Annotated in this window: 18 protein-coding genes; 13 read left to right on the top strand and 5 right to left on the bottom strand. The window is 72.6% G+C overall.

Features of this window, described 5'->3' with window-relative positions:
• The first annotated feature begins 158 nt into the window (after positions 1 to 158).
• The 6 genes from ACIPXC_RS16995 (at position 159) to ACIPXC_RS16970 (ending at position 5,737) form a co-directional block, all read left to right on the top strand.
• Positions 159 to 767, top strand: a complete 609-nt coding sequence (locus tag ACIPXC_RS16995) for an HdeD family acid-resistance protein (protein ID WP_401618254.1) — start codon at positions 159 to 161, stop codon at positions 765 to 767.
• A gap of 103 nt (positions 768 to 870) precedes the next feature.
• The gene (locus ACIPXC_RS16990) at positions 871 to 1,263 is read left to right on the top strand and encodes a PadR family transcriptional regulator (RefSeq protein WP_401618251.1); all 393 of its coding nucleotides are present in this window, start codon (positions 871 to 873) and stop codon (positions 1,261 to 1,263) included.
• Complete coding sequence (locus ACIPXC_RS16985; protein ID WP_401618248.1) at positions 1,260 to 1,829, top strand: hypothetical protein; 570 nt, start codon at positions 1,260 to 1,262, stop codon at positions 1,827 to 1,829. The genes ACIPXC_RS16990 and ACIPXC_RS16985 overlap by 4 nt, the downstream gene beginning before the upstream one ends.
• Positions 1,830 to 2,264: 435 nt before the next feature.
• Complete coding sequence (locus ACIPXC_RS16980) at positions 2,265 to 3,557, top strand: alpha/beta hydrolase (RefSeq protein ID WP_401618246.1); 1,293 nt, start codon at positions 2,265 to 2,267, stop codon at positions 3,555 to 3,557.
• 324 nt (positions 3,558 to 3,881) lie between these two features.
• A complete protein-coding gene (locus tag ACIPXC_RS16975; protein WP_401618244.1) occupies positions 3,882 to 4,949 on the top strand; it encodes an alpha/beta hydrolase in 1,068 nt (355 codons plus the stop codon).
• The gene (locus tag ACIPXC_RS16970) at positions 4,946 to 5,737 is read left to right on the top strand and encodes a trypsin-like serine peptidase (protein ID WP_401618241.1); all 792 of its coding nucleotides are present in this window, start codon (positions 4,946 to 4,948) and stop codon (positions 5,735 to 5,737) included. The genes ACIPXC_RS16975 and ACIPXC_RS16970 overlap by 4 nt, the downstream gene beginning before the upstream one ends.
• A 33-nt stretch (positions 5,738 to 5,770) precedes the next feature.
• Here ACIPXC_RS16970 and ACIPXC_RS16965 read toward each other — a convergent pair whose 3' ends face one another.
• The 3 genes from ACIPXC_RS16965 to ACIPXC_RS16955 all read right to left on the bottom strand — a co-directional run bounded on the left by ACIPXC_RS16965 (position 5,771) and on the right by ACIPXC_RS16955 (position 9,259).
• Positions 5,771 to 6,751: an EamA family transporter gene (locus tag ACIPXC_RS16965; protein ID WP_401618239.1), complete on the bottom strand. Its 981-nt coding sequence runs from the start codon at positions 6,749 to 6,751 to the stop codon at positions 5,771 to 5,773.
• Between the two features lie 44 nt (positions 6,752 to 6,795).
• Positions 6,796 to 7,614 (bottom strand): isocitrate lyase/phosphoenolpyruvate mutase family protein, encoded by an 819-nt coding sequence (locus tag ACIPXC_RS16960; protein WP_401618236.1) that lies wholly within the window; start codon positions 7,612 to 7,614, stop codon positions 6,796 to 6,798.
• A 532-nt stretch (positions 7,615 to 8,146) separates the two neighbouring features.
• Complete coding sequence (locus ACIPXC_RS16955; RefSeq protein WP_401618233.1) at positions 8,147 to 9,259, bottom strand: threonine synthase; 1,113 nt, start codon at positions 9,257 to 9,259, stop codon at positions 8,147 to 8,149.
• A 195-nt stretch (positions 9,260 to 9,454) separates the two neighbouring features.
• Between ACIPXC_RS16955 and ACIPXC_RS16950 the strand changes: the two genes are divergently transcribed.
• The 7 genes from ACIPXC_RS16950 (at position 9,455) to ACIPXC_RS16920 (ending at position 18,146) form a co-directional block, all read left to right on the top strand.
• Complete coding sequence (locus ACIPXC_RS16950) at positions 9,455 to 11,029, top strand: S8 family peptidase (protein ID WP_401618231.1); 1,575 nt, start codon at positions 9,455 to 9,457, stop codon at positions 11,027 to 11,029.
• 158 nt (positions 11,030 to 11,187) lie between these two features.
• Positions 11,188 to 12,363, top strand: a complete 1,176-nt coding sequence (locus ACIPXC_RS16945; protein WP_401618228.1) for a DUF4190 domain-containing protein — start codon at positions 11,188 to 11,190, stop codon at positions 12,361 to 12,363.
• 209 nt (positions 12,364 to 12,572) lie between these two features.
• The gene (locus ACIPXC_RS16940; RefSeq protein WP_401618225.1) at positions 12,573 to 13,325 is read left to right on the top strand and encodes a GntR family transcriptional regulator; all 753 of its coding nucleotides are present in this window, start codon (positions 12,573 to 12,575) and stop codon (positions 13,323 to 13,325) included.
• A gap of 742 nt (positions 13,326 to 14,067) precedes the next feature.
• The gene (locus tag ACIPXC_RS16935) at positions 14,068 to 14,253 is read left to right on the top strand and encodes an SPOR domain-containing protein (RefSeq protein ID WP_030664389.1); all 186 of its coding nucleotides are present in this window, start codon (positions 14,068 to 14,070) and stop codon (positions 14,251 to 14,253) included.
• A gap of 39 nt (positions 14,254 to 14,292) precedes the next feature.
• Complete coding sequence (locus ACIPXC_RS16930; protein ID WP_401618221.1) at positions 14,293 to 14,724, top strand: (deoxy)nucleoside triphosphate pyrophosphohydrolase; 432 nt, start codon at positions 14,293 to 14,295, stop codon at positions 14,722 to 14,724.
• A 154-nt stretch (positions 14,725 to 14,878) separates the two neighbouring features.
• Positions 14,879 to 15,319 (top strand): ATP-binding protein, encoded by a 441-nt coding sequence (locus tag ACIPXC_RS16925; RefSeq protein ID WP_401618218.1) that lies wholly within the window; start codon positions 14,879 to 14,881, stop codon positions 15,317 to 15,319.
• 205 nt (positions 15,320 to 15,524) lie between these two features.
• Positions 15,525 to 18,146: a SpoIIE family protein phosphatase gene (locus tag ACIPXC_RS16920; RefSeq protein WP_401618295.1), complete on the top strand. Its 2,622-nt coding sequence runs from the start codon at positions 15,525 to 15,527 to the stop codon at positions 18,144 to 18,146.
• Between the two features lie 479 nt (positions 18,147 to 18,625).
• On the opposite strand, the gene ACIPXC_RS16915 is transcribed toward ACIPXC_RS16920, so the two are convergent.
• Positions 18,626 to 20,290, bottom strand: a complete 1,665-nt coding sequence (locus ACIPXC_RS16915; protein WP_401618215.1) for a hypothetical protein — start codon at positions 20,288 to 20,290, stop codon at positions 18,626 to 18,628.
• Between the two features lie 147 nt (positions 20,291 to 20,437).
• Entirely contained in the window at positions 20,438 to 22,633 is a 2,196-nt protein-coding gene (locus ACIPXC_RS16910; RefSeq protein ID WP_401618212.1) for an elongation factor G-like protein EF-G2, read from the bottom strand.
• Positions 22,634 to 22,934 lie beyond the last annotated feature (301 nt).

Genomic DNA, 22,934 nt, shown 5'->3' with positions numbered 1-22,934 from the left:
CGGCTGGGCCCGGTGGGACGGGGGCGGTCCTGGAGGTGCGGCCGTCGGCGTCGCCGGAAGCGCGCTCCCGCTGGAGCCGCGAATCGGCGCATAGCGGAATAAAGTGGATATAAATAGCCGAGGCAGGCCGGGAACCGGCCGGTGGCCCGGGAGGCGTGATGACCGTACATCCCGACGCGGGTCCGCAACGCGCGCAGCATGACCCCGAGGACACGCTCAACCAGCTCGGGAGCTCGTGGCACTGGGCGCTCGGCGTCGCCCTCGCGACCCTGATCCCGGGCGTCCTGGTGCTCGTCTGGCCCGACGAGACCCTGCACGTCCTGGCCGTGCTCATCGGCCTGCAGTTGCTCGTGGTGGGCGGATTCCGATTCGTCGGTGCCTTCTCGCACAGCAACGACGCAGGCGGCAGCAGGCTGGCGAGCGTGCTGATCGCGGTCCTGGCCTTCCTGGCCGGCGTCCTCGTGCTGCGCCATCCGATGCAGACGATCGGCGCACTGTCCCTGATCGTCGGAGTGTTCTGGCTGATCACGGGGCTGCTCACGGTCTACGTCGCCATCGCCGACCGCCTGCTGGTCCACCGTGGGATGCTCTTCGGCCTGGGTGCGCTCGGCGCCGTCGCCGGAATCGTCGTGCTCTGCTTCCCGGTGGACTCCGCGGTCGCCCTGACCAGGCTGCTGGGGCTGTGGCTCGTCCTGCTCGGCGTGTTCGAAGTGGTGATGGCCCTCGTGCTGCGCTCGGCCACCCGCCGGGTCACCGCGTCCGGGTAGAGGGTCCTGCCCCCGCCGCCCTGCCCCGCCGCCCTGCCTCCCCCCGCCGCCCAGCCCTCCACTGCCTTGCGGCACAAGACAGTCGCCCACTATCTTGTGCCGCATGACAAAGAGGCTGCCGAAGGAGCCGCCGCCCGCCGGCGACCAACGGCGCAGTCAGCTCCTGCGCGGGGTGCTCGACCTCTGCCTGCTGTCCCTGATCGCCGAACGGCCCAGGTACGGCTTCGAGTTCGCCGAGGCACTCGCCGCCGGCGGGCTGGAGCTCGTCAGCGACGGCAGCATCTACCCGCTGCTCGCCCGGATGGAGCGGTCGGGGCTCATCTCCTCGTACCGCGCCCCGTCCCCGACCGGCGGCGCCCCGCGCAAGTACTACCGGCTGACCGAGGCCGGGCAGGCCGAACTAGGCCGCGGCCGTGCCGACTGGCACGCCTTCGCCGGACCGGTGGGCCGGATCCTCACCGCCACCACGCCATCCACGGGGGAGAACACGTCATGACGAACGCGCAGATACTCGCCGCCTGCCGCAGCAACTGGGAGTACCGCGGGATCGACGACGCGTCCGTGCGGGAGATGCTCGACGAGCTCTCCGCGCACCTGGAGGACGCGGAGGCCGCAGGCCGCACCGGGCGGGACGTCGTCGGCAACGACGTACGCACCTTCGCCGCGGCCTGGGCCCGGGCGCGCGCGCCCTTCCCGCGCAGGCTGCTGCGCGTGGCCTGCCTGGGCATCTTCGTCGTCGGCTGCCTCCTGCTGCTGGCCTGCCTGCGCCGGTGGACCGCCGAGGTGGCCGTGACCCCCGGCGAGATCACCTTCTGGGCCGTGGTCGGGGCGGCCACGGTCGTCTGGGAGCTGCGGCGGGGCAGCCTGGGCATACTCCGGAGCTGGGCGATCGGCCTCTGCGTCGCTCTGCCCGCGGCCATCCTGACCGGCCGGCTGGCCGGGGAGGCGCCGGTGCTCACGATGCCGCTGTGGGCGGCCGCGTTCCTGCTGTTGCCCGGGCTGCCGTACGCCCTCGCCGACGTGCGGGCCCGTAGGAACGCCACCGTCGTTGCCCAGGCCTGACGGCGGGGGCGGGCGTGGGCGCGGGCGCGGTCCCGGTCCCGGTCCGTCAGGGCCGAGGCCGTGCACCGAGGCCACCGTGAAGGTGGTCGGGGTGCCCGAGCCGGGGTTCATCGGACCGCCCTTGTAACGTGCTGGAGACCCGGCTCGCCGACGAGGGGCGCGCGGTCATGGAACTCGCGGACGCCGGCGCGGTACGCGTGGAACGGGCGCTCGCCGCCGCTTTCACCGAGGAGGAACGGGAGTTGCTCATCGAGCTGCTCGGGCGGGTGCGCGGACGTGCTCGACGCCCAGCGGTGAGATCCCGCTCGTGCGGGCAGCATCACCGTATGTTTTTTGCTCGAATTTGGAACTGTGCGGGTGGTTTGCTCATCAGGACTTAGGGGAGACCAGCCGTTCTGCCCTCGGGGGCAGTCAAGACCGTTCGGAGCGAAGTTCGTGCACCAGTACCCGCAGCGCCCGCGGCCTGACGACCAGCCGTCGTACCAGGAGTACCCGCCCCGGGGGCAGGGCGGCCACCAGCAGTACCAGCACCCGCAGCACCCGCAGCACCCGCAGCGCGCGGAGCAGGCGCAGCGCCCGCAGTACGCGCAGCACCAGTCGTACGAGGCGCCGTACGGCTACCCGCCCGCCCCGGCCGGCCACCCGCACGAGGCCGAGCCCCCGCAGCCCAAGCGGTCCCGGCGCCGAATATGGATCAGCGCCGTGGTCGCACTCGCGCTGCTCCTCGGCGGCGGCGGGTTCGCCGCCTGGAAGCTCGACTGGTTCTCGGGCAACGGCGAGGCCGTGACCTTCGGCAAGAACCCGCCGCCGGCCGAGGGCAGGTCGGACGCGGGCGCACCGTCCGCCGAGGCCAAGCCCTCCGGCGACCCGGACGTGCTCATGCCGACCGGCCCGAAGTCGGACTTCAAGCAGACCGCCAAGCTCGATGACGGCACGATCATCGCCAAGACCCGTGTCACAGGCGCGAAGTCGGGCTTCGAGGGTGACGTCTGGGTGTGGGCCCCCAAGCAGTACGACGACCCGAAGTACGCCAAGAGCGGCTTCCCCGTCCTCATCGCCCTCCCGGGCGGCAACGGCTTCCCGAACAACTACTGGGCCGACACCAGCCTCGGCCTGCAGAAGGCCATCAACGAGGGCGTCAAGGCGGGCACCAGCCTCCCGTACATCGTGGTCATGCCGGTGCTCAACCCGGACGCCAAGTACTACTACGACGGCTCCGACATCCCCGGCCAGGCCAAGATGGGCACCTGGATCGCCGAGGACGTCCCGGCCTTCGCCAAGGCCAACTTCCGTACCTACAAGTCCCGTGACGGCTGGGCCTTCATGGGCTCCTCGTCGGGCGCGTTCGTCGGCATGAAGACGGTCCTCCAGCACCCGGACAAGTTCAAGGCCGTCATCGCCAGTGGTGGCGAGATCGTCCCCGACTCCCCGCTGTGGAAGGGCCACCAGGCGGAGATGGACGCGAACAACCCCGAGAAGCTCGCCCAGAAGCTGATCGACACCAAGGGGCCCGAGGTCTACATCAACTTCCAGATCGGCACCAAGGAGTCCGGGAAGGACCGGATGACGAAGTTCCAGCAGCAGTACGGCAAGGGGCCGATCAAGACGACCATCCGCGACATCCAGAACGGTGAGCACAACGGCTGGCACTACGTCCGGGGCATGAAGGAAGGCTCCCTGGAGTGGGTCAGCAAGGTCCTGAAGGCGCCGAAGCCCGAAGCGGGCTGAGCCGGAGCGCGGGTGAGCGGGGCGGGCGGGGCAGGGTGGGGCTGCGGGGGTGAGCACCCACCCCCACCCCCACCCCCACCCCCACCCCCACCCCCACCCCCGACCCCGCCCCCGCGGCCCCAGTCCCCGCGGACCGCCCCCTCCCGGGCCCGGCCGCGTGGTGCTCGCCACGTCACCCCCGTCCCAGGCAACCCGCGCCGTCGTTCATACCTCTGTAAAGGGTGTAAGGGGGACCGATCGGTCCGGCCCGCGCTCCGAGGTGAGCGCCGGAGAAGGAACGGGACAACAAGCGTGCAGTATGACCAGCAAGGCGATGGCAGCCCCATGACCACGGGCCCCCGCCCCCGCCCCCGCCCCCGCCGCCGGCGCCTGCTTCTGATCGGCGGCGCTCTGGCGCTCGCCCTCGCCGGGGGCGGGGCGGCTTACACGTTCGGCCTCTTCTCGGAGATAGGAGATCCGGTCTCCTTCGGCAAGGTCCAGGTCCAGGCGCAGGAGAAGACGGCCACCGCCTCCGAGGCCCTGCCGGAGGTGCTCATGCCGACGGGGCCGGCGGCTTCGTTCGTCCGGACCAGCCGACTGCCCGACGGCACCCAGATCGCCAAGGCCACCCTCACGGGCAAGAAGTCCGGCTTCACGGGTGACGTGTGGGTGTGGGTACCGAAGGAGTACGACGACCCGAAGTACGCCAGGAGCGGCTTCCCGGTCCTGATCTCCCTGCCCGGCGGCCGCGGCTACCCCACGAACTACTGGGGTACGGGCCCCGGCCTCGGCCTCCAGCAGGCCGTCGCCGACGGGGCCAAGTCGGGCAAGAGCCTGCCCTTCATCCTGATCATGCCGGTGACCAACGCCGACACCAAGCACCACTTCGACGGGTCGGACATCCCCGGCCAGCCCAAGATGGGCACCTGGATGGCCGATGACGTCCCCGATTTCGCGAAGGCCAATTTCCGCACCTTCAGCTCCCGCGACGGGTGGGCCTTCATGGGCTCGTCGGCCGGCGGGTTCAACGGTTTCAAGCAGCTCCTGAAGTACCCCGACCGGTTCAAGGCGGCCATCGCGAGCGGAACCGACATCGTCCCCGACTCCCCGCTGTGGAACGGGAACACGCAGGCCATGGACGAGAACAACCCCGAGAAGCTCGCCGCGAAGCTGATCGACGCGGGCGGCCCCGAGGTCTACATCAACTTCCAGATCGGGACCAAGGAGACCGGCCGCGAGCAGGCCGAGAAGTTCATGAAGGAGTACGGCAAGGGCCCCGTGCACACCTCCCTCCAGGTGATCCAGGATGGTGAGCACAACGGAAAGTCGTATGTGCGCGGCATGAGGGAGGGCTCCCTGGAGTGGATCAGCAAGGTGATGAAGGGACCGACACCCGATCCCGCCGTGCGATGAGCACGGTGGTGAAGGGAACATCGGCGGTCGCCGCCGCGGGCATCGTGGCGGTGTGCGCCGTGGCCTTGATGAAGGCGCCCGGCGAGCGTGCGGCGCTGCCCTTTCCCACCGTCGGCGTACTCATGGCGGGCGGCGAGCACTGGTGCACCGCGAGCGTCGTCGACAGCCCGAAGGGCAACGTCGTCGCCACCGCCGCGCACTGTGTCGCCCCCGCCGGCGAGGACGGTCAGCCGGGCGAGGTCGCCCACGACGGCCTGGCCATCGGCGAGCTCTCCTTCGCCCCGGCCTTCTCCGGCGAGGGTGCCGGCACCCGGCCCCTGGGGGTGTGGAAGGTCAAGGCGATCCATGTCGACGACCGCTGGACCAAGTGGGGCGAGGACACCGCCGACTTCGCCTTCCTCACCATCGAGCCGGACGAGGACGGGCGCAGCGTGCAGGAGGCCGTCGGCGGCCGGGCCGAGGCGCCGCGGCCCGAATGGACCTCCGGCTACGAACGGGACGTCACCGTCGTCGGCTACCCGGAGTCCGGGCACAACCCGGAGAACAGGCCCGTCTCCTGCACGACGCAGACCCGCCACGACGATGACGACCCCGACATGCTCTACATGAGCTGCGCGGGCTTCTGGACGGGCACCAGCGGCAGCCCCTGGATCGCCGACCGGGGCGGGGCGAACCCCGCCGGTCACCTCATCGGGGTGCTGAGCGGCGGGGACACCGACGTGGACTCCACGGCCGCGCTGTTCGACGAGCGCGCGGAGGCGTTGTACGAGCGGGCCGCGCGGGGCTGAGCGCCCGGGCGGGGCTGAGCGCCCGCGCAGCCGCTACTTCTTCCTGCGCTCCGTGCTGACGATCACGACGACCGCCGCCACGACGACCGCACCGCCGACCATGATCGGCCAGGTCAGGGCCTCGTCGAGGATGAGCGCGCCGAGTGCGACGGCGACGACGGGGTTGACGTACGCGTACGTGGCCACCAGGGACAGCGGTGCGGCCTGGAGGAGCCATACGTACGCGGTGAAGCCGACGAGCGAGCCGAAGAGGACCAGGTAGCCCAGGGCCAGCCAGGAGGCGGTGGAGAAGGACGTCGGGTCCAGACCGCGGTGCTCGCCGCGCAGCAGGCCGACGATCACTCCCGCGATACCGCCGGCGAGCATCTGGTAGGCGCTGCCCGTGAACGGGTTGCCGGGCAGGGACAGTTTCGATGCGGAGAAGGAGCCCAGCGACCACAGCAGGGACGCGGCCACCACCAGCAGCACCCCCGACAGCCGTACGGTGCCGCTCAGCCCGGGGCTGGTCAGCACGGCGAGACCGGCGAGGCCGACGAGCACCCCGGCCAGGGTGCGGCCCGGGGGCCGGTCCCCGGTGGCCGCGCGCAGCACCACCACCCACATGGGTACCGCTGCCACCAGTAGTGCGGCCAGACCGGACGGTACGGAGGTCTCGGCGAGTACGACCAGGCCGTTGCCCCCGAGGACCAGGAGCAGGCCGACCAACACCGCCGAGCCGACCTGCGCCCGGGTGGCGCGGAGCGCGGCCGTGCCGTGGCGCCAGGCGACCACGGCGGCGAGCAGCAGGCCGGCGGTGATGAAGCGGGCTCCGGCGGAGAGGAAGGGCGGCATCGTCTCGACGACGATCCGGATGCCGAGGTAGGTCGAGCCCCACACGACGTAGACCAGGGCCAGCGCGGTCCACACCGCGCTGGTGATCCTGCCGTGCGGGGTGGCCGTGGCCCCACCGTCCACCGGGGTCGGGCCCGAGGCCGGGGCCGGGTCCGAGGCCGGTGCCGGGGTTGAGGTGCTCATGCCCGGATCCTATGGTCGTTGGCCCATGCAGGCATCTGGGTGTCTCAGCCCTTGAGCAGGTTGTTCAGCTCGCCGTACGGGAGCGAGTGCCCGAGCGCGCCGTAGGTCCCCTCGGTGATCAGCTCCTCGGCGGCGCGGCGGACCACGGCGTACGCGGCTTCGGCCACCCAGGAGCCGAGGCTGACGCGGCAGACGCCGAGGGCGCCGAGGGCGGCCACGGTCGGGGCGTCGGGACCGAGAAGGACGTTGAGGGGGGCGTCGATGCCCTTGGTCAGCTCGGCCACGACGGCCGGGTCGAGGACGCCGGGCACGAAGACGCCGGTGGCGCCCGCCCGGACGTAGGCGGTGGCGCGGGCGAGGGTCTCGTCGAGGCGGGCCTCGGGCTCGCCGAGGCCCTTGAGGTAGGTGTCGACCCGGGCGTTGATGTAGAGCGGGACCCCGGCGGCGTCGGCCGCGGCGCGGGCGGCCGCCAGGCGCTCGGTCTGCTCGGCGGGGGCGCGGGTGCCGTCCTCGATGTTGATCCCGACCGCACCGGCGGCGATGACGCCGGTGACGGTCTCGCCGACGGCGTCCGGGTCGGCGCCGAAGCCGCCCTCGATGTCCGCGGTGACCGGGACGGACACGGCGGCCGTCACCCGGGCTATCAGGTCGAGGGCGCGGTCGCGGGCGAGCGCGTCGCCGTCCGGGGAGCCGAGGGACCAGGCGACGCCCGCGCTGGTGGTGGCGACGGCGGGAGCGCCGGTGGCCTCCACGATGCGGGCGCTGGCGACGTCCCAGGCGTTCGCGAGGGCGAGGGGAGCGGTGGGGGTGTGCAGCGCGGTGAACGCGGTGGCTTTGGCGGCGAGGCCGACATGGGTGCTCATGGGGTCAGTTGACCAGACCTCGGCGGCCGGGGGCTCGCGGATTTCCGACGTCTGCGTCCGCCCTGCGGGGAGCTGCGGTGTACTGCGGTGCGGCGCCGCGGTGTGCGCCGGGGTGCGGCGCCGTTGCGGGGGCACTCCCACACCGGGCCTCCGGGCCCCCGGGCCTCCTGGCGTCCGGGCCCAGGCCCTGGCCCCCCAGACCCCGGGCCCCCAGGCCCCGGGCCTCCGGGCCTCCGGGCCGGGCCTCCGGGCCGGGCCTCCGGGCCGGGCCTCCGGCCCCCCGCGCCCCCTGGGTCTCCGGCCCCACGCGCCCCCTGGGTCTCCGGGCCCCCGGGTCTCCGGGCCCTCCGGCCCCCGGGTCTCCGGCCCTCGGGCCAGGCCCCCGGGCCCCCGGGCTCCCCGGCTCCCCGGGCCCCCGGGCCAGGGCCTCCGGCGCCTCGCGCCTCAGACGCCCGCGGGGCTGGAATCGGGGCTGCGCCCCGAGCCTCGGCTCCGTGCTTCACGTGACGGCGGGGCCGACGGTGGGGTGGGGCTATGGCGCCAGGCCTGTCTTCGCGCCCGCGCCGCAGAGCGGGATGACTGCCGTGCGGCCCTGCAAGGGGTCGGCCGGGGAGGAGGGGCCCACCGCTGCCCAGCAGGCGGCGGCCGTCGGTTCCACGAACAGGCCGCGCCGGGCCAGGTCCCGCTGGGCCTCGCGCAGCCGGGCGTCCGGGACCGTCACGAAGGTGCCGCCCGAGGCCCGGACCGCGGCCAGGATCTGGCGGGCGCGCGGCGGTGCCGGGATCGCGATCCCCTCGGCCAGGGTGGGCCGCTGTTCCACCGGCGCGGCATCCTCCGCGCCCGCCGCGAACGCCTCCGCCAGCGGGGCCACCGCCTCCGACTGGACCGCGATCAGGGCCGGCGGCCTGACGCCGCGTCGGGCCAGCTCCTGCGTGGCCAGCGCGGCGCCGAGCAGCAGGGTGCCGTTGCCCACCGGCACCACCAGCGCCTCGGGGAGCCGCCGGCCCATCTCCTCCCACACCTCGTACACGTAGGTCTTGGTCCCGTGCAGGAAGTACGGGTTGAACACGTGGCTGGCGTAGAAGACACCGGGGGAGTCCGCCTCCTTGCGGGCGGCGAGGGCCGCGGCCTCGCGGCCGCCCGGGATCACGCGGACGACCGCCCCGTGCGCCCGCATCTGTTCGGTCTTCTTCTCCGATGTCCCTTCGGGTACGAAGATTTCGCAGTCGAGCCCGGCCCGTGCGCAGTACGCCGCCACCGACGTCCCCGCGTTGCCGCTGCTGTCCGCCACCACGCGCTGCGGCGCCAGCCGCCGGGCGAGCTCCACCAGCATCACGGCGCCGCGGTCCTTGAAGGACAGCGTCGGCATCAGGAAGTCGAGCTTGGCGTGGATCCGTTCCCCCAGCGGGATCAGCGGGGTGTGACCCTCCGCCAGGGAGAGGGAGAACGCCCCCGGAAGCGGCAGCACCGGCCCGTACCGCCACAGGGAACTCGGTCCGGCGGACGGTTCGAGCACCGCGTCCGGGTCCGGCGTGAAATCGAGGTCCCAGGGTCCGCCGCACAGAGGGCACCCCCAGGGAGCGGTCCGGACGTCGGCGCGTGTACCGTCCTCGGAGCAGACGTACCCGGGGGGTGCGTGCGTCATGTGCGGAGTGCCTTTGCTCGGTCACGACCGGTGTATGGCACGGATGTTACGCGTTCGCCCGTCCTCCTGAGGGTCTCGCCGAGGGCGGGTCGACCTTTCGGGGGCGACCGCCCGTCGGGCCGTATGTGTTGTCATGCCCACGTTGCGAGGCCGCGCTGCCCCCCGCAATGCACCACCTAGGAGGAGGACCGTCACATGCCAGTGATGCGTCATACGCGCCGGAAGATCACCGGCATCAGCGCGACCGCGGTCGCGGCCCTCGCACTGGGCGCGGCCGTCGCACTGCCCGCCTCGGCCGCCGACGCCGGTGCGCGGGGCGTGGTCCAGAACGCCGGGGCCCCGGGCTCGGTGCCCAACAGCTACATCGTGACCCTGAAGGACACCGCGCCCCGTTCGACGACGACGCGCGGCAAGCTCATCGCCAAGAAGTACGGTGCGAAGATCGACCGGACCTACAGCGCGGCCCTCAACGGCTACTCCGTCGAGGTCTCCCGGGCGCGGGCCGAGAGGCTCGCCGCCGACCCCGCGGTCCAGTCGGTCGTGCAGAACCGGACCTTCACCGTCAGCGCCACCCAGCCGACGCCGCCGTCCTGGGGTCTGGACCGCGTCGACCAGCGGGCGCTGCCGCTGAACCAGAGCTACACCTACCCGGACAAGGCGGGCGAGGGCGTCACCGCGTACGTCATCGACACCGGTGTCCGCATCACGCACGAGGACTTCGGGGGCCGTGCCTCCTACGGCTACGACGCCATCGACAACGACAACACCGCCCAGGACGGCCACGGTCACGGCACGCACGTCGCCGGCACCGTCGCGGGTGACTCGTACGGCGTGGCCAAGAAGGCCAAGATCGTCGGCGTACGCGTCCTCGACAACACCGGGACCGGCACGACCGCCCAGGTCGTCGCGGGCATCGACTGGGTGACCCGCAACGCCGTCAAGCCGGCCGTCGCCAACATGTCGCTCGGCGGCGGCGCGGACACCGCGCTCGACACGGCCGTCCGCAACTCCATAGCCTCCGGCATCACCTATGCCGTGGCCGCGGGCAACGAGTCGGCGAACGCCTCCACCAGGTCCCCGGCGCGCGTCGCCGAGGCCATCACCGTCGGCGCCACGACCGGCTCCGACGCCCGGGCGGGCTACTCCAACTACGGCCCCGCCCTGGACATCTTCGCCCCCGGCTCCGCCATCACCTCCGCGTGGAACACGGGCGACTACGCGATGAACACCATCAACGGCACCTCGATGGCCACGCCGCACGTCGCGGGTGCGGCCGCCGTGTACCTCTCGCAGAACCCGGCCAGCACCCCGCCGCAGGTGGCGACGGCCCTGATCGGCTCCGCCACCACGAACGTGGTCTCGAACCCCGGCACCGGCTCGCCGAACCGCCTGCTGCACGTCACCGCCCTGGGCCCCGTCCCGCCGGGCAAGCGCTTCGAGAACACGACCGACCGCGCGATCAACGACCAGGCGACCGTGGAGTCCTCGATCGCCGTCAGCGGTGTCGTCGGCAACGCCCCGACCACGCTGAAGGTCCCGGTCGACATCAAGCACACCTACATCGGTGACCTGAGGGTCGACCTGATCGCGCCCGACGGCAGCGTCTACACCCTGCACAACCGCTCCGGCGGCAGTGCCGACAACATCCTCAGGACCTTCACCGTGAACGCCTCCTCGGAGGCGGCGCCGAACGGCACGTGGAAGCTCCGGGTGCACGACAACGCAGGCGGCGACACCGGCAAGCTCGACTCCTGGGCGCTCCAGTTCTGAGGAACGGGCCGCCGGCGATGACCGGGCCGTGAGACGACAGCGGGGGCGACCGAGTGGCGGTCGCCCCCGCTGCGTACTATTCGCGCATCCGTTCGCGCCCCTCGTGGTGCCCCCTGGCACCCGCGATGCCACTGCCACCTGCGATGGAGTCCGACCCCTTGAGCACCCCGCCGAGTCCTCCTCCCGGACCGGGCCACTCCTGGCCCCCGCCGTCACAGCAGCCGGGGTGGGGATGGGCGCCGCCGCTCGACCTGGGGCCGCAGCCGCCGGCGCTCAACGGGTTCGCCCTCGCCTCGCTCCTCGCCGGGCTGCTGTGCTTCCCGCCGCTCGGCATCGCCTTCGGTGTCGCCGCCCTCGTGCAGATCGCGAGGAAGGGGGACCGGGGCAAGGCCCTGGCGGTCTCGGGGCTCGTGCTGTCCGTCGTGATGACCGGCGTGATGCTCTTCGCCGTCGGCCGCTTCGTGGAGGGGGCCGGCAGCCGGTTCCCCGCGACGGCCGACCTCGCCGCGGTCGAGGGTGAACTCAGGGACATCGACGACCTGAAGGCGGGCGACTGCTTCAACGTCCCCGGCGGCGACCTGTTCGAAGAGCGGCCCCTGATGTACGCGGTCGACTGCGCGCAGGTGCACCACGGCGAGGTGACCGCGTCGAAGACCGCGGCCACCGTGGAGGACCCCGATTCGGAGGTGGCCGACCGGGCGTCGGAGGACGCCTGCTGGAAGGCCCAGGACGAGTACGCGATGGACACCTGGGCCCTGCCCGAGTTCGCGGAGATGTTCTACTACGCGCCCTCGCGCGAGTCCTGGCAGCAGGGGGACCGGCTGCTGCTCTGCGTGATCGGCACGACGGAGCAGGAGTGGCGCGGCAGCCTCCGCCGGGACGCCGGGATGCTGGAGCCGGAGCAGGCGGCCTTCCTGCGGGCCGCCAACGGCGTCGAGTTCGTCATGAGCCGGCCGCCCGAGGAGGATGCGGCGGACGCGCTGGCCGAGCATCAGGCGTGGGCGCGAGAGATGCACGCGGCGCTCGGCGAGGAGGCGAAGGTCCTCCGGCAGGACGCGAGCCGGCCCGGGCTGGAGACGGTCGTCCCGGTACAGCTCAAGGAGATCGAGGTGGCCCGCGCGGCCTGGCAGCGCGCCTCCCAGGCGCGGACGGGGGCGGAGTTCGACCGGCTGTGGGACGGGGCCGTCGCCGCGATGTCCCTGGAGACGGAGAAGGCGCTGCGGGGCGCGTACGGGCTTTCGACGGAGATTCCGCAGTGGCTGGAGGACAGCCAGAGCAGCTCGGCGGAGCCGGAGGACGGGTCCGGCGGAGAGTCCTCCTCCGGGGCGGCGTGACACAGGCGGTCATCGGCGGGGCGGTGGGCGGCGGCGCGTGGCAGCCGCATGGCAGCCGCGTGGCGGCCGCGAGGTCGCCCGGGTAACGCACGGTAACGGGTTTGAGTGACCTGGCTTCATCACTTCGGGTGAAACTCTGGCCCTTACTTGCGGTCTTCAACCGTCGGTTGCCAGGGTGTAGCTGTCTGTCAACCTGATGGGAGTGGCCAGTGACTTTCGGTGAGCAGCCGGCCTATCTTCGCGTGGCCGGTGATCTTCGACGGCAGATCGTCGACGGTTCTCTGCCCCCGCACGCCCGGCTCCCGTCCCAGGCCCGCATCCGCGAGGAGTACGGGGTCTCCGACACCGTGGCCCTGGAGGCGCGCAAGGTCCTCATGGCGGAGGGACTGGTCGAGGGTCGGTCCGGGTCCGGTACGTATGTGCGCGAGCAGCCGGTGCCGCGGCGGGTGGCCCGCTCCGGCTACCGCACGGGCGGCGCCTCGACGCCGTTCCGGCAGGAACAGGCCGACTCCGGCGCGCGGGGGACGTGGGAGTCGAGCAGCGAGCAGACGGGCGCGCCCGCGGAGATCGCGAAGCGGCTCGGCATCGAGTCGGGCGAGCGGGTGATGCGGACGCGGTACGTCTTCCGCGACGCGGGGGAGGTGATGATGCTCTCGACCTCCTGGGAGCCCCTCGCCGTGACCGGCCGCACACCGGTGATGCTGCCCGAGGAGGGCCCGCTGGGCGGCTCCGGAGTCGTCGACCGGATGGCCGCGATCGACGTCGTCGTCGACAACATGGTGGAGGACGTCGGGGCGCGGCCCGGGCTGGCCGAGGAGATCCTCCTCCTCGGCGGCGTCCCGGGGCACGTGGTGCTGGTGATCGGCCGCACCTACTACGCCTCCGGCCGCGCGGTGGAAACGGCCGATGTGGTCGTCCCGGCGGACCGCTACCGCCTCTCGTACCACCTGCCGGTGCGCTAGCCAGGTAGGCCCTCTCGTCGGCCCCGCCTGGCCCGCGGCGTCCGGCACCGCGCCTCGCCGCATCCTCGGGGCGCCCGAGTGCGTCCGTACACGGGCGCTCCTCCGCCCCTCCGCCCCTCCGCCCCGCGGGCCTGGGGGCCCACGGCGCCGGACGCCGCGGGGCCCTCCCTCCGAGCGGCCGACGCTGCTGCGCGGGCACCCCCCCGGCGCGCCCGCGCGGCCGAGCCGGCCCGGCCGCCCGGGCCCCTGCCGCCGCCGGGCCGCAGGGGCCCGGGGCCGCTCCGCCCCGCCCGCGGTGTACGGCGCCGGGTCCCGCCGCTGTGCCGGTGCGGTCCGGGCGACGGCGGGTTTCGGCGCGATGGTGATCGCCCCGGCCGCCCCGAAGGGAGCGTTCCGCGGGCCGCCGGGCGGCCCCGCCCGCCGTCGGCGGCGCCCCCGCGCCGGTCGGAACCGACCTGCTCGCGGGCCCCGGAGCAGCCCCGACACCCCGAGCCCCCCGAAGCTACCTGCGGGTATACCGGCCCGTAGGGAGCCGTGGGTGCGCGGTCGCGTCCCCCGGCGCCCTGCGTGCACCGGCTTCGGACCGGCGCGCGCGGCGCACTCGTACGCATGGCCGGATGCGTACGCCCGTCAGGTACCTCTTCGTGAAAAACCGTATCCGCTCCGTAAAGGTCGGGCGTAAGGTCGGGCATATGCGCAATGCGGTTTCCCGGGCAGATACGTCGGCGGAGGGTGAAACGCGATGAACGACAGCGGTGCCCTGCTCCCGTGGCTGGTCATACGTCAGGACGACAACGGCAACCGCTACCGGGTGGGCCGGTACGCCACCCGGGCCGAGGCCCAGAAGGTCGCCGACAGTCTCGACGACCGAGGACACAAGCAGCTCTACTGGGTCGAGCGGATCGGCCAGACCGCCACGATGAACTGAACTCAGCGGCGCCTCGCGGCGTCGGCATAGGCTCCGCCCATGACTGAACGAGTGGTCGTGGGCGGAGCCCTTTGCCATGAGGGGCGCCTGCTGGCGGCCCGCCGCAGCGCGCCGCCGGAGCTCGCCGGACGCTGGGAGCTGCCGGGGGGCAAGGCCGAGCCGGGTGAATCCGTCCCCGAGGCGCTGGTGCGCGAACTGCGCGAGGAGCTCGGCGTGGAGACCGAGCCGCTGGAACGCATCCCGGGGGAGTGGCCGCTCCGGCCCGGGCTGGTCCTGCACGTGTGGACGGCCCGGCTGCTCTCCGGGGTGCCGACGCCGCTGGAGGACCACGACGAACTGCGCTGGCTGGGGCCGGAGGAACTGGATTCGGTGGACTGGCTCGACCAGGACCGCCCCGCGGTCGCCGAGGCCGGGCGCCGGCTGCGCGCGGACGGGGCCGGGGACCGGACGGCCGCCGGTGGGGGCGTGTGACGCCCGCCTTCTCAGCCGTCTGCGCCACAGTGCGCCGGTGGGTTCGGGATCGAGTGGTACGACGCCCCGAATATCGGGTATGTCGCTATTAATCCCTATCTCGTCCCTCTTTCGTCCCCGACGAACCGGACTGGGGTCCCTGTCGGCCCGGGAAGTGATCGGCGTGATCGACACAGACGGTGAGTGCGCCGAGTGGGCCTTCCCCGCCGAGCCCGGCGCCGTCCGCACCGCTCGCCACGCCGTGCGCGGAACCCTGCACGACTGGGGCCTCGAAGCCGTCGGTGATGTCACCGTCCTGCTGGTCAGCGAGCTCGTGACCAACTCCCTGCGCTACGCCTCCGGCCCCATCGGTGTCCGCCTGGTACGGCGGAATCCGGCCGCGGACGGCACTGCGGACACCCCCGCCGGAGGACCCGCCCTGCTGGTGGAGATCTCCGATCCGCTTCCGGATCCGCCCCGCGAGCGGGTGGCGGACTCGGAGGACGAGGGGGGTCGTGGCCTGCACCTCGTCGCCGTCTCCTCACAACGGTGGGGAACGCGTCACGGGAAAACAGGGAAGACTGTGTGGTTCGAGTTGGCTCTTCCTGGTGAGTAACAAGGTGAGCGGTGGCGGGAGACCCCCCGCGGCGTCTTCCGGCGGTGGTCGGGAGGGGGCCGGGGGAGATCGCGCAACATGGCTCGAAATCATCGAGACCGTGCTGTGATCGTGAACGCCGTGCCGTCCGGGGTCGTGGTGCTGAATACTTCCGTCATGGCCGGTCCGGTTGCGGTGAGCTGGAGGGGACGGTCGCGTGAGCGAAATACCTGCGCAGGCACATCAGGCCGACGTGCCTCGGGAGACATGGCACGAGGCCCTGTGGCACAGCAGTCCGCCTGGCTCGATATATGACTACATAAAGGTCGCATCTTTCTCGATCGGACCCGACGGGTACATCGACCAATGGAGCCTGCGCGCCGAGGAGCTCTTCGGACTGACGGCCGCCCAGACCGTGGGGCGCGACCCGGTCGACGCCTTCATGCCCCCCGAGTTGCGACCCGACGCCCACCGGAAGGTCGCCGAGATCCTCGACGGCAAGGAGTGGACCGGCCTGATCCCCTTCCGGATCCCGGGCGGGAACGGCGCGCACGGCGTGGCCGAGATCTATGTGATGCCCACCCAGACCGAAACCGCGCAACGGGCCGCCCTCTGCGTCGTCGTCGACGTACGCGCGCTGCGCCGCATCGAATCCGACCTTGCCGCCTCACAGGCCATATTCGGCCAATCTCCCTTCGGTTTCCTGCTGTTCGGCACCGACCTCACCGTGCAGCGGGCCAACCGCCGCTTCGCCACCGTCTTCGGCGGCACCGCCGAGACGCATCGCGGTCGCACCGTGCACGACTATCTGCCCGCGCACGAGGCCGACCGGATGGCGGACGCCCTGCGCCGGGTGCTGGACACCGGCGACGCGGTCACCGACCTGCGCATCACCGGATCCACTCCGCGCAGCCGGGAGAACCGCCACTGGTCCATCAACCTCTACCGCGTGCACGGCGGCAGCGGCCGCCCCATCGGTGTCGCCGGCATCGGCACCGACGTCACCCGCCGCCACCTCGCCGCCCGCGAGGCCGCCGGGGTACGACGCAATCTCGCCCTGCTCAACGAGGCCGGGCACCGCATCGGGAACTCCCTCGACCTGGAGACCACCGCCCGGGAACTGCTCGACGTCACCGTCCCCGGCTTCTGCGACCTCGCCGCCGTCGACCTCTACCAGGGGCTGCTCCTCGGCGACGACGACCGGCCCGCACGGCCACAGGGCCCCGGCGTCCCCAGCCTGCCCGGCCAGGGCCCGGCCCGTACCCCCTCCGCCCCGCTGCGCCGGGTGGCCTTCGCCTCCGCCGTCTCGGACGCACCGCTGTCCGGCCCCGGCGCCCTGGTCGCCGTGGGCGACATCCACCGCTACCCGGCGGCCTCACCGGGCGCGCTGGCCCTGCGCACGGCACGGCCGCGGCTGATCGAGGGCGGCGGGCCGGAAGACCTCGTGCAGTCCACCCTGGTGGTGCCGATGGTCGCCCACGACACCGTGGTCGGCCTCGCGCAGTTCTCCCGTACCAAGGGCAGCGAGCCCTTCGGCGAACGGGACCGGGCGGTGGCCGTGGAACTGGCCGCCCGGGCCGCCGTCTGCATCGACAACGCCCGGCTGTACCGGCGCGAGCACGAACGGGCGCTCATCCTGCAACGCAGTCTGCTGCCCCCCGGTGACCCGGAGGCCGCCGGCCTGGACATCGCCTGCCGGTACCTGCCGGGCAACGCGGCGACGGAGGTCGGCGGCGACTGGTTCGACGTCATCGAACTCCCCGGCCACCGCACCGCCCTGGTCGTCGGCGACGTCATGGGCCGCGGCCTGCGCGCCGCCGTCGCCATGGGCGAACTGCGCACCGCCGTACGGACCCTGGCCCTGCTGGACCTCGAACCGGCCGAGGTGCTCACCGCACTCGACGAGATCGCGCGCGGGCTCGGCGCCCCCGGCGGCTCCCAGCAGGCCTCCCGGGCGGCCCTGCACTCCCGGGACTCGGACCGCTCGGAGGTGTACCTCGCCACCTGCGTGTACGCGGTCTACGACCCGGTCACGCGGCGCTGCACCATCGCCAACGCCGGCCACATGCCGCCCGTCCTGGTGTCACCGAACCAGCACGGCCCGGAGGAGGACCGGGAGCCCATGCCCGCCCTGCTGCTGGAGGTGCCGACCGGACTGCCGCTCGGAGTCGGCGGCGAGCCGTTCGAGGAGGTCGAGGTCGAGCTCCCCGAGGGCGCCCTGCTCGCCCTCTACACCGACGGGCTCGTGGAATCCCGGGACCATCCCCTGGAGGAAGGTCTGCGCGGACTGCGCGAGGCCCTCGCGGACTCCGTCCGCCCCCTGGAGGACGTCTGCGACCACGTGCTGAACACCCTGGACACCCGGCACGGCGAGGACGACATCGCCCTGCTGATGGCCCGGGTGCAAGGGCTGCCCGTGGACGCCGTCGGCGACTGGCAACTGCCGCGCGAGGCCCGCTCGGTGGGCCGGGCGCGGGAACTGGCCCGGGCGAAACTGCCGGCGTGGGGCCTGGAAGGCCTGCTGGACACCACCGAGCTCCTGGTCAGCGAACTCGTCACCAACGCCCTGCGCTACGGCGAGGGCGAGATCCGGCTCAGGCTGCTGCTGGACCGGACGCTCGTGTGCGAGGTGTGGGACGCGAACCTCGTCCAGCCGCGGCGCCGGCGCGCCCGCGACACCGACGAGGGCGGCCGGGGCCTGCAACTGGTGGGCATGCTCTCCGCCGGCTGGGGCACCCGGCGCACCCACCGCGGCAAGACCGTGTGGTTCGAACTGCCCCTGCCCGGAGCCGCGGAGGAGGCCGTCTCGGAACTCTCCGCGGAACAACTGCTGAACATGTACGGCTGACCGCACCCGGCCGCGGGACTCCACCCCGCGGCCTCACTCCCGGCCGGCCGGGCGTCTTCGCGGCCCCGGCCAGTGCGGTGACCGCGAGGGTTCACCGGGTCGCGGCGCACCGGGTCGCGGCGCCTGGACACCGCACCCGGCCGCGCTGTCGGACCCCGCGCGTACGTCCGGTACGAGCCGCGGACCTGCGCCGTGCGCGGCACCGCACCGACCACCGCGCCCCGGCAGACCCTCACGGCCACAGCACCAGGTCCTGTCGTCAAAGCGGCGCGGGCCGGGCGGGACTGCGAGGACACGTCCCTAGGGCCTGTATTGAGTTGCCCCGCGGCGTCGCGACGCCCGGCACGCACCCTCGGCGCACGAGCCGAATGTCCTAGTAGCTCCGCTACGAGGATATTCGTCCCGCACGCCGAGGGCACGCACCGAACGCCGCTCCTTGCTCCACGGGGCAACTCAATACAGGCCCTAGTGCTGTGACCCTAGGCGTCGTAGACGTCGGCCTTGCGCGGTGCGGGCTCCTGGATGAGCCCGCTCATGATCGAGGAGCGGTTGGTGAAGCGCTCGGTGTCCACGCCGTTCTCCTCCAGGACCTTGAAGGTCGCCGTGTGGATCGCCCTCAGGACCGGAGCCACCGTGCGCAGGGCGTCGTCGGCCATGAACCGGTGGCGCCACATCGAGCTCGCCCAGACGTGGCGCAGACCGAAGGGCTCGGGCAGCACCAGCTTGCCGCCGAAGAAGTCGAGGATCGGCGGGTACCAGGTCAGCGGCGCCCGCACGGCCAGGCGCACCACCTCCTGGGCGTCCACCAGTGCCAACGGCTTCTCCACGGTCTCCCAGAAGCGGATGCTCTTGGGCACCTCCACCACCGGCGCCTTGGACTTGGTGGTGAACAGGCCGTGCACGGGACCCAGGGCGTGCGCGGTGACGTCCACGCGCAGGGTCTTGTAGAGCACGGTGACCGTGACCAGCATGTTGATGATCAGCTGGCCGTCCCAGAGCGGGTACTGGATGCCCAGGTAGTGCCGGTTCCCCGCGTTGAACTGCTGCTCGTTGCAGATGCGGGTGACCTCGTGCGGCTTGACGAGGAAGGCGTCGACGTTCTCACCGGTGGGGCGGGCCACCTCCGCGGCGCCCTCGCCGACCGGAGTGACGATCCAGTGCTGGATCGCGGCCGGCGGGAAGCCGCCGGTGTGCAGCGGGCCCCGCTCCAGCTTGCGCAGCTGGGCGTCGATGGCGCGGATGACGTCCCAGGCCCGGAAGGGGTGGATCTCCTTGTCCTCGTCCTTCGGCGCGAGCTCCTCGGCCATCTGCCAGTTGCCCCAGCGGGTGCCCATCCCGAGGATGCCCTTGGGGCCCGCGTAGAAGACCTGGTTGCTGCGGTCCTCCGCGGTGAGCTTGGCGAGCTGGTGGCGCAGGTCCTCGCGGGCCTTCTCGTCGGGGTTGCCGGGCACGGCCTCCGGGATCTTGGCCGCGACGCCGCCGCCGGACAGCAGCCCGTCCCAGCGTTCGCGCAGGTCGCGGGCGGTGGACTCACAGGTGCGGCGGGCGAGCAGCCAGCCCAGGGCGGGCGCGATGATCATGCCGCGTGCGTAGAGGCCGAGGAAGCCGGTCAGTGGCAGCCTGAACATCAGGACGGCCACCACGACGCCCACGCCCACCAGGAGCGCGGTCCCCAGCCAGGAGTGCCTGCCTTCCTTGGCGGCCAGGGACTTGCGGAGCTGGAAGAGGCCCAGCCACAGCAGCAGACCGGGCAGGAACAGCACCCCGCAGACCAGCATGATCACCCTGAGCCTGCGGTCGCGCTCCTTGCGGATGCGGGACGCGGCCAGGCAGTGCTCCACGACCGTCTGCGGGTCGGCGCCGAAGGACTGGATCAGCGGCTTGCGGCCGGAGCCCAGGGTGCGGGCCTCGACGGCCCGGCAGAAGGCCTCGCCGAGGCTGGGTTCGAAGAGCGAGAGCTTCGGGGGCTTCACCGTGGCCGGGTGGTTCTCGCTGTTGGCCCCGAGTATCGCGTCGAGCCGGGTGTCCTCACCGCCGTCGCGGTACGCGGCCGAGGCGAGGGCGTTGGTCGCCGCCGTCTGCCCGCCGCCGTTCTGCAGAGGAATCTGCGCGCCGGGCCTGAAGTCGAATCCGTCGTCCGCCACCGCTGCCCCCACCCCATCGCTGTGCGTTCCTGCTGTTTTCGTGCGCCGACGAGCCTATCGGCGGATCTCGCCCCACGGTCATGGGACAGGGAAATGCCGCCCACCGCAAGCCGGTTGGATGGGCGGCACCCCCCGGTGCCACAACAATCAGGTTCCCTTCTCCGCCTGTTCGCGCACCTTCTCCGCGATCTGCGGCGGCATGGGCTCGTGCCGGGCGTAGGCGCGGGCGAAGCGGCCGGTGCCGTGCGAGACCGAGCGCAGCTCGACGGCGTAGCGGCCGATCTCGATTTCGGGGATCTCGGCGCGGACCCGGGTGCGTCCGGACCCGGCCTGGTCGGTGCCGACGACGCGGCCGCGGCGGCCCGCGAGATCGCTCATGACGGGCCCGACGTACTCGTCGGGGATCAGGACGTCGAGCTCGGCGACCGGTTCGAGCAGGTCGATCCGGACCTCGGCGGCGGCCTCGCGCAGGGCGAGCGCGCCGGCGGTCTGGAAGGCCGCGTCCGAGGAGTCCACCGAGTGCGCCTTGCCGTCGAGGAGGGTGATGCGTACGTCGACCAGCGGGTAGCCGGCCGCGACCCCGCGGGCGGCCTGGCTGCGCACGCCCTTCTCCACGGACGGGATGAACTGGCGGGGCACCGCGCCGCCGACGACCTTGTCGACGAACTCGATGCCGCTGCCGGGCGGGAGCGGCTCCACCTCGATCTCGCAGATGGCGAACTGGCCGTGTCCGCCCGACTGTTTGACGTGCCGGCCGCGGCCTGCCGCCTTGCCGCCGAAGGTCTCGCGCAGGCTCACCTTGTGCGGGACGGGATCGACCTGGACACCGAAGCGGGTGCGCAGCCGCTCCAGGGCGACGTCCTGGTGGGCCTCGCCGAGGCTCCACAGGACGACCTGGTGGGTGTGCGGGTTCTGCTCCAGCCGCATGGTGGGGTCCTCGGCGACCAGCCGGGCCAGGCCCTGCGAGAGCTTGTCCTCGTCGGCCTTGCTGTGGGCCTCGATGGCCAGGGGGAGCAGCGGGTCGGGCATGGTCCAGGGCGCCATGAGCAGCGGGTCGTCCTTGGCGGAGAGGGTGTCGCCGGTCTCGGCCCGGCTGAGTTTGGCCACGCAGGCCAGGTCCCCGGCGATGCACCGGCCGAGGACGCGCTGCTGTTTGCCGAAGGGGGCGGTGAGGGTGCCGATCCGCTCGTCGACGTCGTGATCCTCGTGCCCCCGGTCGGTCAGGCCGTGTCCGCTGACGTGGATGGTCGCCTCGGGGTTCAGGGTGCCGGAGAAGACGCGCACGAGGGAGACGCGGCCGACGTAGGGGTCGGAGGAGGTCTTGACGACCTCGGCGACCAGGGGACCGGCGGGATCGCACGTGACGTCGGGGCGGGCGGTGCCGTCGGGGCGGGTGACGGTGACGGCGGGGCGCTCCAGGGGCGTCGGGAAGCCGCCCGTGATCAGTTCGAGGAGTTCCACGGTGCCGAGGCCCTGGCGGGCGCCGTCGGCGGCGGGAGCGGCCATCAGGACGGGGTGGAAGGTGCCGCGGGCCACGGCCCGCTCCAGGTCGTCGATCAGGGTTTTGGGGTCGATGTCCTCGCCGCCGAGGTAGCGGTCCATGAGGGTCTCGTCCTCGCTCTCGGCGATGATCCCCTCGATCAGGCGCGAGCGGGCCTCGGTGATGAGGGCGAGCTCGGCCGGGTCCGGGTCGCGTGCCACGCGCTCGCCGGAGGCGTACTCGTACACGCGCTGGGAGAGCAGGCCGAGCAGGCCGGTAACGGGGGCGTGCCCGTCCGGGCCGGCGGGGCCGTGCAGGGGGAGATAGAGGGGGATGACCGCGTCGGGGTCGTCCGCGCCGAAGATCTCGCCGCAGACCGCGGTCATCTGCGTGTAGTCGGAGCGGGCGGCCTCCAGGTGGGTCACGACGATGGCGCGGGGCATCCCGACGGCCTCGCACTCGTCCCAGACCATCCGGGTGGCGCCGTCGATCCCGTCCGAGGCCGAGACGACGAAAAGGGCCGCGTCCGCCGCGCGCAGACCGGCCCTGAGTTCCCCGACGAAGTCGGCGTATCCGGGGGTGTCCAAGATGTTGATCTTGATCCCGTCCCATTCGACGGGGACGAGGGAGAGCTGGATGGAGCGTTGGCGCCGCTGTTCGATCTCGTCGTAGTCGGAGACGGTGGCGCCGTCCTCGACCCGTCCGGCCCGGTTGACCGCTCCGGCGGTCAGGGCGAGGGCCTCGACCAGTGTGGTCTTGCCGGATCCGCTGTGGCCGACCAGCACGACGTTCCGTACGGAGGACGGTCGGTCGGCCGTCAGTGCCCTGCCGGCGGCTCCGGCTTGGTGTGATGTGGCTCCCATGGTGCTCGTGCCTCCCGGTGGTGACGGTGAGGAGGGTGGGTTCCTTGTCCCCACGCATGAGGAATGCGCGGTTCTACGAGCTTTGCACCGCTGTCACGCGGCGTCCATACGTCGTACCGCGGACGTACAGGGGGCGTCCCCGTGACGTATCGGGGGCGTACCCGTGACGTACCCCCGACGGTTCGCGGCACGAAGTACGCCTTACGGAGCGAGAACCGGTGGGTGCGCGGCGTTCCGGCGGCGGCGTGCTGGCTACGATGGGCCAGCCGGTGGCCGTGGTGGCCGTGCGGCCCAGCGACCC

Origin of the sequence: Streptomyces sp. NPDC090021, from assembly GCF_044748225.1 — a bacterium.
In the GTDB taxonomy this organism is placed as follows: domain Bacteria; phylum Actinomycetota; class Actinomycetes; order Streptomycetales; family Streptomycetaceae; genus Streptomyces.
Note: the sequence above shows the minus strand (reverse complement) of the source record. Positions and strands in the feature narration are given on the sequence as shown.